Source organism: Streptacidiphilus melanogenes (assembly GCF_000787835.1).
Lineage (GTDB): Bacteria > Actinomycetota > Actinomycetes > Streptomycetales > Streptomycetaceae > Streptacidiphilus > Streptacidiphilus melanogenes.
The window spans coordinates 9510-23651 of the sequence record NZ_BBPP01000067.1 but is presented as its reverse complement, the minus strand read 5'-3'; the positions used below and the strand labels follow the sequence as shown (position 1 = coordinate 23651).

Genomic DNA, 14142 nt, shown 5'->3' with positions numbered 1-14142 from the left:
TTGCCGAGAGCGTGACCTTCCACGCTCCCCGGATCCCGATCGTCTCGACGCTGGACCAGGACGCCGACCTGACGTCGCCCGAGTACTGGGTGCGTCACGTCCGCGAGGCGGTCCGCTTCCGCGACGCCGTCGAGACCCTGGAGCGCGAGGGTGTCCGTACCTTCGTGGAGCTGGGTCCGGACGGCACCCTGTCCGCGCTCGGCCAGGACTGCGCCACCGAGGACAGCAGTGCGTTCGCGCCGGTCCTGCGGGCGGAGCGTCCGGAGGTTCGCACGCTGACCACGGCGCTTGCGCAGGCCCACGTGCGCGGGGTGACCGTCGACTGGACGGCGTTCTACGCCGGCACCGGTGCCCGGCGCGTCGACCTGCCCACGTACGCCTTCCAGCGCCAGTCGTACTGGCCCGAGCGGCTGCCCGTCATCGCTCCGTCCGGCGCGACCTCGGCCGGCACGGACGCGACGGACGCGGGCTTCTGGCAGGCTGTGGAGAGCGAGGATCTGGCTGCGCTGGCCGCCACCTTGGAGGTGGACGCGAGCGACGCCGAGTCGCCGCTGAGCGCCCTGGCCCCCGTGCTGCCGGTGCTCTCGGCCTGGCGTCGCCAGCAGCGCGAGCAGTCGACCGTGGACGGCTGGCGCTACCGGGTCTCCTGGCAGCCGCTGCCCACCACCATGGAGAGCACCGCACTGCGCGGCACCTGGCTGGTCGTGGTCCCGGCCGCGTCGGCTGGGCACGGCAGCGTACAGACCACCGTCCATGCGCTCGCCGACCGAGGGGCCACGGTTCGCGGCCTCACGGTGGACGCCTCCGCCTGCGACCGCGGCCACCTGGCCGAGGAACTGCGCGGCGTGGTGGCCGAGACGGCCGACCTGGCCGGCGTGCTGTCGCTGCTCGCTCTGGACGAGGAGCCGCACCCGAACCACCCGGTGTTGCCTGCCGGGTTCGCCGCCACGGTGGCACTGACCCAAGCCCTCGGCGACGCCGGGATCGGCGCACCGCTGTGGTGTGTGACCAGCGGGGCCGTCTCGACCGGCCCGGTCGACAGTGCCGCAAGCGCGGCGCGGGCCCAGGTCTGGGGTCTGGGCCGGGTGGTGGCCCTGGAGCACCCGGACCGCTGGGGCGGCTTGGTCGACCTGCCGGAGGCGGTGGACGAGCGGGCGGCTGCCCGCCTGGCCGCGATCCTGGCCGGTGCGGGGGCGGACGGCGAGGACCAGTTGGCGGTTCGCCGCTCGGGCGTCCTGGTCCGCCGCCTGGTGCGCGCCACCCGCCCGCAGGCCCCGGCGGCCACCTGGCAGCCGCGCGGCACGGTGCTGGTCACCGGTGGCACCGGCGCCCTGGGCGCCGAGGTGGCCCGCTGGCTGGCCCGTGGCGGTGCCGAGCACCTGGTGCTCACCGGCCGACGCGGTGCGGATGCGCCCGGTGCCGCCGAACTGCGCGACGAGCTGGCGGCGTTGGGCGCGCGGGTCACCCTGGAGGCGTGTGACGTCGCGGACCGCTCGGCGGTCGACGCCCTGGTGAAGCGGCTCCTCGTGGACGGCCGCGACGCGGCGCCGCTGCGCGCGGTGGTCCACGCGGCCGGCCTCACCCAGGACACCGCGCTGGCCGACAGCGACCTGGCTGAGCTCGCCTGGGTGATGGACGCCAAGGTCTCCGGCGCGGTCCACCTGGACGCCGCGCTCGGCGACACCGAGCTGGACGCCTTCGTGCTCTTCTCCTCGATCGCCGGTGTGTGGGGCAGCGGCGGCCAGGCTGGCTACGCGGCGGGCAACGCCTTCCTGGACGCGCTCGCCGAGCGTCGCCGTGCGGCGGGCCTCGCGGCAACGTCCGTGGCGTGGGGCCCGTGGGGCGAGATCGGCATGGCCGCCGAGGATCCGCAGGCCGCCGAGCAACTGCGCCGCCGTGGTCTGCGGGTGATGGCTCCCGAGCTGGGGATCACCGCCCTGCAGCAGGCGCTGGACCACCAGGAGACGGCGCTGACCGTCGCCGACGTGGACTGGGCGCTGTTCGCACCGGCCTTCGCCGCCGCCCGTCCCCGTCCGCTGATCGACGGGGTGCCCGAGGCCCGCGAAGCCCTGGCGGGCACGGTGGTCCAGGGCGAGGGCGACGTGCCCGACCAAGCCGAGGCGTTCCAGGAGCGGCTGCGGGTCCTGCCCGTCGCCGACCGGGACCGTGCCCTGCTCGATCTGGTGCGGACCGAGGTCGCCGCGGTGCTGGGCTACGGCGGCGCGGGCGCCGTGGAGGCCGCAAGGGCCTTCAACGAGCTCGGCTTCGACTCGCTCACCGCGGTCGAGCTGCGCAACCGCCTCACGGCAGCCACCGGCCTGCGGCTGCCGACCAGCCTGGTCTTCGACTACCCGAACCCCACGGCCCTGGCCGGTCACCTCGGCGCGGAGATCGTGCCGGACACGGCCGACGGCGCCGCGCCGGTCCTCGCCGAGCTCGACGCACTGGACCAGCGCCTCTCCTCCCTGTCCCCCGATCACGCCGACCGGGAGCGCGTCACGGCGCGTCTCCAGGCCCTCCTGTCGAAGTGGAACGCGACCGACGATGCAGCAGACAGCGCCGAGGACGACGAGTTGGCCAACGCGTCGGCCGACGACCTCTTCGACATCATCAGCCGGGAATTCGGGCGGGACTGACGTGCGCCTCTTGTCGACCGTCCAGCACCCGACCCCGGTCCGGATCCCGGTCCCGACCCCGACCGAGGCGTCCCGCGTGATCACCGCACTTGTCCCGGCTTCCCGGAAGGTGGCCCTCTGATGGCAGACGAAAAGAAGCTCCTCGACCACCTCAAGTGGATGACCGCGGAGCTGCGCAAGACCACCCGCCGACTGCGCGAGGTCGAGGACGCCGACCAGGAGCCCATCGCGATCGTGGCGATGAGCTGCCGCCTGCCCGGCGGGGTGCGCTCGCCGGAGGACCTGTGGCAGCTGGTGGCCACCGGCGGGGACGCCATCACCCCGTTCCCCGCCGACCGCGGCTGGGACGAGGGCCTCTACCACCCGGACCCGGACCACCCGGGCACGGTCTACGCGACCGGCGGCGGCTTCCTGCACGACGCGGGCCGCTTCGACCCGGAGTTCTTCGGCATCAGCCCGCGTGAGGCGCTCGCGATGGACCCGCAGCAGCGCCTGCTGCTGGAGGCGTCCTGGGAGGTCTGCGAGCGGGCGGGCATCGACCCGGCCACCCTGCGCGGCAGCCGCACCGGTGTGTACGTCGGCGGCAGCTACCAGGGCTACGGCTCGGAGCTGGCGGAGGTGCCGGAAGGCGTCGAGGGCCGCCTGCTGACCGGCAACGCGACCAGCGTGCTCTCCGGTCGCATCGCCTACACCCTGGGCCTGGAGGGCCCGGCCGCCACCCTGGACACGGCCTGTTCGTCCTCGCTGGTCGCCCTGCACTGGGCGTGCCAGGCGCTGCGGCGCGGCGACTGCTCGCAGGCCCTGGTCGGCGGCGTGACCGTGATGGCCACGCCGGATGTGTTCGTCGAGTTCAGCCGCCAGCGCGGGCTGGCGGCGGACGGCCGCTGCAAGTCCTTCGCCGGTGCAGCCGACGGGACCGGCTGGTCCGAGGGCGTCGCGATGCTGCTCGTCGAGCGGCTCTCCGACGCACGGCGCAACGGGCACCCGGTGCTCGCGGTGGTGCGCGGCTCGGCCGTCAACCAGGACGGCGCGAGCAACGGTCTGACGGCTCCCAACGGTCCGGCCCAGCAGAAGGTCATCCGCCAGGCCCTGGGTGACGCCCGGCTGACGGCCGACCAGGTGGACGCGGTCGAGGCGCACGGCACCGGCACCACCCTCGGCGACCCGATCGAGGCCCAGGCGCTGCTGGCCACCTACGGCCGCGAGCGCGCCGCCGAGCGGCCGCTGTGGCTGGGCTCGCTCAAGTCGAACATCGGGCACACCCAGGCCGCGGCCGGTGTGGCCGGTGTGATCAAGATGGTCATGGCGATCCGGCACGGCGTGCTGCCGCAGACCCTGCACGTGGACGAGCCGACGCCGCACGTGGACTGGTCGGCCGGTGCGGTGGAGCTGCTCACCGAGGCGCGCGGGTGGCCGGAGACCGGTGAACCGCGCCGGGCTGCGGTCTCCTCCTTCGGCGTCAGCGGCACCAACGCGCACACGATCCTGGAGCAGGCGCCGATCCCGGGGGAGGGCGACGAGCCGGCGACCGAGGAACCGGACGGTGCGTCGGCCTCGTCCCCCGCGCCGTCTGCGGCGCCGGTGGCCACCGCGCTCGTGCCGTGGCTGCTCTCCGCGCGCAGCGCCGACGCGCTGCGCGTCCAGGCCGGCCAGCTGCTGGCCCGACTGGCCACGGATGAGACGCCCACCCCCCTCGACCTCGGCTACTCCCTGGCCACCACCCGGGCGTCCCTGCCGCACCGCGCGGTACTGGTCGGCGCCGAGCTCGACGACTTCCGGCGCGGTCTGCAGGCGCTGGCGGCCGGGGAGCACGCGGCTCAGGCCGTGGTGCGCGGTGCCGTTACCGAGGGCGGCCTCGCCTTCCTGTTCACCGGCCAGGGCAGTCAGCGCGCCGGAATGGGCCGTGAGCTGTACGAGGCGTTCCCGGTGTTCGCGGCGGCGTTCGACGCGGTCTGCGCGGAGCTGGACCGGCACCTCGACCGTGCGCTGAAGGACGTGGTGTTCGCCGCCGAGGGCGAGTTGGTCCACCAGACGGGGTACACCCAACCGGCGCTGTTCGCGGTCGAGGTGGCGCTGTTCCGCCTGGTCGAGTCGTGGGGGATGCGACCGGACTTCCTGGCCGGTCACTCGATCGGTGAGATCGCCGCTGCCCACGTGGCAGGTGTGCTGTCGCTCGCCGATGCGGCGAAGCTGGTCGCGGCGCGCGGCCGCTTGATGCAGGCGCTGCCGTCGGGCGGCGCGATGGTGGCGGTACGGGCATCCGAGGCCGAGGTGCTGTCCCTGGTGTCCGACGAGGTGGGCGTCGCCGCCGTCAACGGACCGAACTCGGTCGTGCTCTCCGGTGCCGAGCAGGCCGTCCTGGAGGTGGCCGCGAGGCTTGCCACCGAAGGACGCAAGACGAAGCGGCTGACGGTCAGTCACGCGTTCCACTCGCCGTTGATGGACCCGATGCTGGACGAGTTCCGCAAGGTCGCGGAGTCGTTGGACTTCGACGAGCCCCGGATCCCGATCGTCTCCACCCTCGACCAGTTCGCCGACCTCACCACGCCCGAGTACTGGGTGCGGCACGTGCGCGAGGCGGTGCGCTTCCGCGACGCCGTCGAGAGCCTGGAGCGCGAGGGTGTCCGCACCTTCCTGGAGCTGGGCCCGGACGGCACGTTGTCCGCGATGGGACAGGACTGCGCCGCCGAGGAGAACAGCGCTTTCGCGCCGGTCCTGCGTGCGGGCCGCCCCGAGGTCGAGACACTGCTGACCGGCGTCGGGCAGGCCCAGGTGCGTGGCGGCGCGCTGGACCGGGCGGCGCTCTTCGCCGGCCGCGCCGCCCGCCGGGTCGAGCTGCCCACCTACGCCTTCCAGCACGACTGGTTCTGGCTGGAGTCGGGTGGCGGCTCCGCCGCCGTACCGGACGCGTCGGCCGGTCGGCCGGACGCCCGGTTCTGGGCGGCGGTGGAGCGTGAGGACGTCGCGGAGCTGGCCGAGACGCTCGCCGTCGCGGACGGCGCGGCGCTGGGCGCGGTGCTGCCCGCGCTGTCGGCGTGGCGTCGGCGGAGCCGCGAGCAGTCCGTCGTGGACGGCTGGCGCTACCGGGTCAGTTGGAGTCCCGTCACCGACGCCGTTTCCGGTGTCCTGTCGGGGACCTGGCTGGTGGCGGTGCCGGTCGGGCAGGTCGCGCATGCCGACGTCCAGGGCGTGGTCCGGTTGCTGACCGGCCTCGGCGCCGACGTCCGTCTGGTCGAGCCGGCCGCCCCGGAGCGGGCTGCCGTCACGGACGCCCTGCATGCCGCGGTCTCCGACGGCGGCTCGGTCTCCGGCGTCGTCTCCCTGCTGGCCTGGGACGAGGCGTGCGCGCTCGCCGGAACGCTGGCGCTGGTGCAGGCGCTGGGCGACGCGCGGATCGACGCGCCGCTGTGGTGCGTGACGGTCGGCGCGGTCTCGACCGGTGACTCCGACCGGCTGGCCAGCCCCGTACAGGCGCAGCTGTGGGGGCTGGGCCGGGTGGTGGCGTTGGAGCACCCGGAGCGCTGGGGTGGTCTGGTCGATCTCCCCGAGGCCCCGGACACGCGCGCGCTCACCCACCTCGTGACGCTGCTCGCCGGTGACGAGGACCAGGTCGCTGTTCGTCCGTCGGGTGTCCTCGCCCGCCGGCTGGTGCGGGCCTCGCGTGGGGTGGCGGTCGAGTGGCGGCCGTCCGGCACGGTGCTGGTGACCGGCGGGACCGGTGCGCTGGGCGCGGAGGTGTCGCGTTGGCTGGTGCGCAGCGGCGCCGAGAGCCTGGTGCTGACGAGTCGTCGTGGTCCGGACGCCCCCGGTGCGGTCGAGTTGCGGGACGAGCTCGCCGCCACCGGTGCGAGCGTCACCGTCGCCGCGTGTGACGTGGCCGACCGTGACGCGCTCGCCGCGCTCCTCGCGTCGCTGGAGCACCCGGTCACCGCCGTGTTCCACACGGCCGGCGTGCTGGACGACGGCGTCGTGGACGGGCAGACCGCGGAGCGCTTCGCCGCCGTGGCCCGACCCAAGGTGGACGCAGCCCGCAACCTGCACGAACTCACCGAGGACCTCTCGGCGTTCGTGCTGTTCTCCTCCACCGCCGGCACCATCGGCAACGCCGGTCAGTCCAACTACGCCGCCGCCAACGCCTACCTGGACGCCCTGGCCGAGCAGCGCCGGGCCGACGGCCTGGCCGCCACGTCCATTGCCTGGGGTCCGTGGAGCAGCGGCGGCATGGCCACGGACGGAGCCCTGGAGCAGCGCCTGCGCCGGGAGGGCGTCCCGCCGATGGCCCCCGACCGGGCGATCGCCGCGCTTCGACAGGCGTTGGAGAACGGGGACAGCACCCTGGCCGTCGCCGACATCGACTGGGAGCTGCTCCTCGGCGGCAGCGCGACCGGTCGGCGCGGCACCGCGCTCTTCGACCGGATCCCCGAGGCCCGCGCCGCGCTGGCCAAGGAGGGCGCCGACACCGCCGACGTCGGGTCGCCGGTCGGCCCGCTGGCCCAGCGGCTGGCCGCGCTGTCCCCGGGGGAGCGCGAGCGCGTCCTGCTCGACGCGGTCCGCACCGAGGTGGCCACCGTGCTCGGCTACGCGACGCCGGACGCGGTGGACGCCGCGCGCGCGTTCAAGGAGCTGGGCTTCGACTCGCTGACCGCGGTCGAGCTGCGCAACCGGCTGAACGCTGTCACCGGCCTGACCCTGCCGACCACGCTGGTCTTCGACTACCCGACCTCTGCCGCGCTCGCCGGATTCCTGCGCACCGAACTGCTCGGTACGCAGGAGGTCGAGGCGTCCCTGCCCACGGTTGCTGCTGGGGACGACGAGCCGATCGCCATCGTCAGCATGACCTGCCGCTTCCCCGGCGACGTCAGCAGCCCGGAGCAGCTGTGGCAGCTGCTCGCCTCCGGCACCGACGCGGTCTCCGGCTTCCCGACCGACCGCGGCTGGGACCTGGACGCCCTGCACAGCGACGACCCGGAGCAGAGCGGCACCTGCTATGCCCGTGAAGGTGGCTTCCTCCACGACGCCGCCCAGTTCGACCCGACCTTCTTCGGGATCTCGCCGCGTGAGGCGCTGGCGATGGACCCGCAGCAGCGCCTGCTGTTGGAGACCTCCTGGGAGGCCTTCGAGCGCGCCGGCATCGACCCGACCACCCTGCGCGGCAGCCAGGCCGGCGTCTTCGTCGGCACCAACGGCCAGGACTACCTCGCCCTCGCCGCCACCGCGGCGGAGGAGCTGGAGGGTCAGCTCGGCACCGGCACCGCCGCCAGCGTGGTCTCCGGCCGGCTCTCGTACACCTTCGGCCTGGAGGGCCCGGCCGTCACCGTCGACACCGCCTGCTCGTCCTCGTTGGTCGCCCTGCACTGGGCGATCCAGGCGCTGCGCAACGGCGAGTGCACGATGGCGCTCGCGGGCGGTGTGACCGTGATGTCCACGCCGGGCGCGTTCGTGGAGTTCAGCCGACAGCGCGGCCTGGCCGCCGACGGCCGCTGCAGGCCGTTCGCGGCGGCGGCCGACGGCACCGGCTGGGGCGAGGGCGTCGGCATGCTGCTCGTGGAGCGGCTGTCGGATGCCCGGCGAAACGGCCACCCGGTGCTCGCGGTGGTGCGCGGCTCGGCCGTCAACCAGGACGGTGCGAGCAACGGTCTGACGGCTCCCAACGGTCCGGCCCAGCAGCGGGTCATCCGGCAGGCGCTGGCCGCCGCCGGGCTCTCGGCGGACGAGGTGGACGCGGTGGAGGCGCACGGCACCGGCACCACGCTGGGCGACCCGATCGAGGCGCAGGCGCTGCTGGCCACCTACGGGCAGCGTCCGGCCGACCGGCCGCTGTGGCTGGGTTCGATCAAGTCCAACATCGGGCACACCCAGGCCGCGGCCGGTGTCGCGGGCATCATCAAGATGGTGCTGGCGATGCGCCACGGCGTGCTCCCGCAGAGCCTGCACGTCGACGCCCCCAGCCCGCACGTCGACTGGTCGACGGGCGCGGTGGAGGTGCTGGCCGAGGCGCGCGAGTGGCCCGAGACCGGCCGTCCGCGCCGGGCCGGGGTGTCGTCCTTCGGTGTGAGCGGGACCAACGCCCACGTGGTGCTGGAGCAGGCTCCGGCCGCCGAGCCCGTCGAGACGTCCGCGCTGACGTCCGCCCCGTCCCCGCTTCCGCTGGTCCTTTCGGCCCGCTCGGAGCCGGCGCTGCGCGCGCAGGCGGAGCGGCTGCGCTCCCTCAGCGGCGGCGCGGCGGGGAACCGGCTGGTGGATCTGGCCTACTCGCTGGCGACCGGCCGCGCCGCCCTGGAGCACCGGGCCGTCGTGGTCGCCGACGACGATCAGGGGTTCCTGGGGGGTCTTCAGGGGTTGGTCTCAGGTGCCCCCGGTGCGAGCGTGGTCACCGGCTCGGCCACGGGCGGCAGGTCCGCCTTCCTCTTCACCGGCCAGGGCAGTCAGCGGGCTGGCATGGGAGCTGAGTTGTACGAGACGTACCCGGTGTTCGCCGAGGCTCTCGACGCCGTGTGCGCGGAGCTCGACGGGTACCTGGAGCGTCCGCTGCGGGATGTGATCGCGGAAGGCGGCGAGCCGCTGAACCGGACCGGCAACACCCAGCCGGCGCTGTTCGCGGTCGAGGTGGCGCTGTTCCGCCTGGTCGAGTCGTGGGGGCTGACACCGGACTTCCTCGCGGGTCATTCGATTGGCGAGATCGCGGCCGCGCACGTCGCCGGGGTGCTGTCGCTCGGCGATGCGGCGAAGCTGGTGGCGGCGCGTGGCAGGCTGATGCAGGCGCTGCCGTCGGGTGGTGCGATGGTGGCGGTGCAGGCGTCCGAGGACGAGGTGCTGCCGCTGCTGTCCGACGAGGTGGGGATCGCCGCCGTCAACGGGCCGACCTCCGTGGTGATCTCGGGTGCTCAGCAGGCCGTCCTGGAATTGGCCGAGAAGCTGGCCGCCGAAGGGCGCAAGACGAAGCGGCTGACGGTCAGCCATGCGTTCCACTCGCCGCTGATGGACCCGATGCTGGACGAGTTCCGCATGGTGGTCGAGGGGTTGGAGTTCCACGAGCCGCAGATCCCGATCGTCTCCACTCTCGACCGGTCCGCCGACCTCACCACGCCCGAGTACTGGGTGCGGCATGTCCGCGAAGCCGTCCGCTTCCGCGACGCCGTCGCGACCTTGGAGCGCGAGGGTGTCCGCACCTTCCTGGAGCTCGGCCCGGACGGGACCCTGACCGCGCTCGCGCAGGACTGCGTCACCGTCGACGACGCCACCTTCGCCCCCGCCCTGCGCGCCGACCGCGCGGAGGGACGGACGCTGGTGACCGCCCTCGCCCAGGTCCACGCCCGGGGACAGGCGGTGGACTGGCCGGCTTACTTCGCGGGCACCGACGCCCGGCGTGTCGACCTGCCCACCTACGCCTTCCAGCGGGAGCGCTACTGGCCCACGCCCGCAGCCGCGTCGCCGACCGCCGGTGCCACCGGCCCGGACGCGACGGACGCCCGCTTCTGGGAGACCGTCGAGCGCGAGGACCTGGAGGCGCTGACCGCCACGCTGGGCCTGGACGGCGACCAGCCGCTGAGCTCGGTGCTGCCCGCGCTGTCGACCTGGCGTCGGCAGAGCCGGACCCGCTCCACCGTGGACGGCTGGCGCTACCGGATCACCTGGAACCGCCTCGCGTTCACCCCCGCCGCCGCGCTCGCGGGCACCTGGCTGGTCGTCACGCCGGACGTGGACGCCGCCGCCGAGCCGACCGCCGCCGCGCTGGCGGCCCTGGCCGGTGCCGGTGCCGACACCCGTCGGCTCACCGTCAGCGCCGCCGAGCTCGAGGCCGGGCGCGCCGCGCTGGCCGAGCGGCTGCGCGGCGAGCTCGCCGAGGCCGGCCCGCTGGACGGCGTCGTCTCGCTGCTCGCCCTCGACGAGGATCCGCACCCGGCGCACCCCGCCCTGTCCGGCGGGCTGGCAGCCACCGCGCTGCTGGTGCAGGCGCTGGGCGACGCCGAAGTGGCCGCGCCGCTGTGGTGCCTGACCCGTGGCGCGGTCGCGACCGACGGCACCGACCGGGTCGCCAACCCCGGACAGGCCCAGGTCTGGGGTCTGGGCCGGGTGGTGTCCCTGGAGCACCCGGACCGCTGGGGAGGCCTGATCGATCTCCCCGCGCAACTGGACGAGCGCGCCCTGGCCCTGCTGATCGGCGCGCTGGCGGCCGACGACGGCGAGGACCAGCTCGCGGTGCGGCCTTCGGGTCTGCACACCCGCCGCCTGGTCCGCGCCTCGCAGGTCAGCGGCGGGAGCGGCGTCGACGGCGGCTCCTGGAAGCCGCGCGGCACGGTGGTGGTCACCGGCGGCACCGGCGCCCTAGGCGCCGAGGTGGCCCGCTGGTTGGCCCGAGGCGGCGCCGAGCACCTGGTGCTCACCAGCCGCCGTGGCGTCGATGCCCCCGGGGCGGCCGAACTGACGGCCGAGCTGACCGAGTTGGGCGTCACCGTCACCGTCGCCGCCTGCGACGTGGCCGACCGTGCGGCGCTCGCCGCCGTTCTCGCCGCCATCCCCGCCGACCGCCCCCTTACGGCCGTCGTGCACGCGGCCGGCGTGGTCGCCGACGCCGCTCTGCACGACAGCGAGCTCGCCGACCTGGCCGCCCTCGTCGAGGCCAAGGTGGCCGGGGCCGTACACCTGGACGACCTGCTCGGCGACACCGAGTTGGACGCCTTCGTCGCCTTCTCCTCCATCGCCGGGGTCTGGGGCAGCGGCGGCCAGGCGGGTTACGCCGCGGCCAACGCCTTCCTGGACGCCTTGGTCGAGGCCCGCCGGGCCCGCGGCCTGGCCGGTACCTCGGTGGCCTGGGGCCCGTGGGCCGAGGCCGGCATGGCCGCCGGCGAGGCCGCCGAGCAGCACCTGAGCCGGTTCGGGCTCCACCTGATGGCCCCTGGCCGTGCCCTGCTCGGCCTGCAGCTGGCCCTCGACGCGGGCGCGCCCACCGGGGTGGTCGCGGACGTCGACTGGACGCGCTTCGTCCCGTCCTTCACCGCCGCCCGCCGTCGCCCGCTGCTCGGCGAGCTGCCCGAGGTCCGCGAACTGCTGGCCGCCGAGCAGGCCGCGGAGCAGGCCGACCCGGCCTCCGCCGCGACGGGTGGCCCGGCCGGGCTGCGAGAGCGGCTCGCCGAGCTGAGCGACGCCGACCGCGACCGCGCGCTGCTGGAGTTGGTGCGCGGTCAGGTGGCCCAGGTGCTCGGATACTCCGGTGCGCACGCGGTCGAGGCCCGCATGGCCTTCCGGGCGCTCGGCTTCGACTCGCTGACGGCGGTCGAGCTGCGCAACCGACTGACCCGGGAGACCGGACTGAAGCTGTCGGCCAGCGCGGTCTTCGACTACCCGACGCCCACCGCCCTGGCCGATCACCTGCGCGACGCGGCCTTCCCGGAGCACGCCCGCGAGGCAGGCGTCGACCCCCAGGAGGCGGCGCTGCGCCAGGCCCTGGCGAGCATCCCGCTCGCCCGGTTCCGGGAGCTGGGACTCCTGGACACCCTGCTGCGGCTGGCCGACCCCGACGACCACGCCGGGAACGAGGACGGCGGTGACGAGTCGGACCTGATCGACTCGATCGACTCGCTGGACCTGGACAGCCTCATCGACCTCGCTCTCGACAGCAACGATTCCTGACACGTCCGAAGTGCGGAGCTCATCATGACCACGCCGAACGAAAAAGCAGTCGCAGCACTTCGGGCCTCCATCAAGGAGACCGAGCGACTGCGTCGGCAGAACCAGCAGCTGATCGCGGCCTCCAAGGAGCCGATCGCGATCGTCGCGATGAGCTGCCGGTTCCCTGGAGGCGTGGCATCACCGGAGGCGCTCTGGCGGCTGGTCGCCGACGGCGTCGACGCGATCGGCGAGTTCCCGGCCGACCGCGGGTGGCGACTGGACGACCTGTACGACGAGGACCCCGACCGCCAGGGCACCTTCTACGCCCGCGGCGGCGGGTTCCTCGCCGACGCCGCCCAGTTCGACCCGGCGTTCTTCGGCATCAGCCCGCGTGAGGCGCTGGCGATGGACCCGCAGCAGCGGCTGCTGCTGGAGACCTCCTGGGAGGCGTTCGAGCGGGCCGGCATCGACCCGGCGACGGTCCGCGGCAGCAGCACCGGCGTCTTCGTCGGCGCCTCCGCCTCGGGCTACGCCGGCGTGACCGACCAGATGCCGGACGGCGTCGAGGGCTACCTGCTCACCGGCAACGCGGCCGCCGTGGTCTCCGGCCGCGTCTCCTACACCTTCGGCCTTGAGGGCCCCGCGGTCACCGTGGACACGGCCTGCTCCTCCTCGCTGGTCTCACTGCACCTGGCGGTCCAGGCGCTGCGCAACGGCGAGTGCACGATGGCGCTCGCGGGCGGCGTGACCGTGCTCGCCACCCCGGACGTGTTCGTCGAGTTCAGCCGCCAGCACGGCCTGGCCACCGACGGCCGGTGCAAGGCCTTCGCTGCCGGTGCGGACGGCACCGGCTGGGCCGAGGGCGTCGGCATGCTGCTCGTCGAGCGGCTGTCGGACGCGCGCCGCAACGGGCACCCGGTGCTCGCGGTCGTGCGCGGTTCGGCCGTGAACCAGGACGGTGCGAGCAACGGCCTGACCGCGCCGAACGGGCCCTCGCAGCAGCGGGTGATCCGGCAGGCGCTGGAGAACGCCCGGCTGACGGCGGACCAGGTGGACGCCGTCGAGGCCCACGGCACGGGTACCACCCTGGGCGACCCGATCGAGGCCCAGGCGCTGCTCGCGACGTACGGGCAGGAACGCGAACGGCCGTTGCGGCTGGGGTCGTTGAAGTCCAACTTCGGGCACACGCAGGCTGCGGCGGGTGTGGCTGGTGTGATCAAGATGGTCATGGCGATGCGGCACGGTGTGTTGCCGCGGACGCTGCACGTGGACGAGCCGACGCCGCACGTCGATTGGTCGGCGGGTGCGGTGGAGCTGCTGACGGAGGCCACGGCGTGGCCGGAGACCGGCGCGCCGCGCCGCGCGGGTGTCTCGGCGTTCGGTGTGAGCGGGACCAACGCGCACACGATCCTGGAGCAGGCTCCCGAGATCTCCACGGAGGAGGTCGCCGAGTCGTCGGCTGCGCCGTCGGTCCTGCCGGTGCTCCTTTCGGCTCACGACACGGGCGCGCTGCGGGCCCAGGCCGAGCGGCTGCTGCTGGTCGCCGAGGAGGCCGAACTTCTCGACGTCGCAAACTCGTTGGCGACGGGCCGGGCGGCGCTGGAGCACCGTGCGGTGGTCGTGGCGGGGGAGCGGGAGGAACTCCTGCGCGGACTTGGCGCGTTCGCGGCGGGGGAGCCGATCACCAACGTCGTTGCGGGTTCGGTGGTCGAGGGGCGCACGGCGTTCCTCTTCACCGGTCAGGGCAGTCAGCGGGCCGGGATGGGCCGTGAGCTGTACGAGGCGTTCCCGGTGTTCGCGGCGGCGTTCGACGCGGTGTGCGCGGAGTTGGACGGGCTGCTGGACCGTCCGCTCAAGGATGTCGTGTTCGCGGGTGAGCGGATCGACGAGACGGCGT

General features: G+C 74.4%; 3 protein-coding genes. All 3 read left to right on the top strand.

Annotation, left to right across the window (positions count from 1 at the left end; translation table 11 throughout):
- On the top strand, positions 1–2636 hold a 2636-nt coding region (locus TR49_RS36945; protein ID WP_152627663.1), incomplete at its 5' end, for an SDR family NAD(P)-dependent oxidoreductase.
- Between the two features lie 120 nt (positions 2637–2756).
- Complete coding sequence (locus TR49_RS36940; RefSeq protein WP_042390244.1) at positions 2757–12266, top strand: type I polyketide synthase; 9510 nt, start codon at positions 2757–2759, stop codon at positions 12264–12266.
- A gap of 21 nt (positions 12267–12287) precedes the next feature.
- Positions 12288–14142: type I polyketide synthase (locus tag TR49_RS36935; protein WP_439654163.1), on the top strand; the 1855-nt coding region annotated here is incomplete at its 3' end.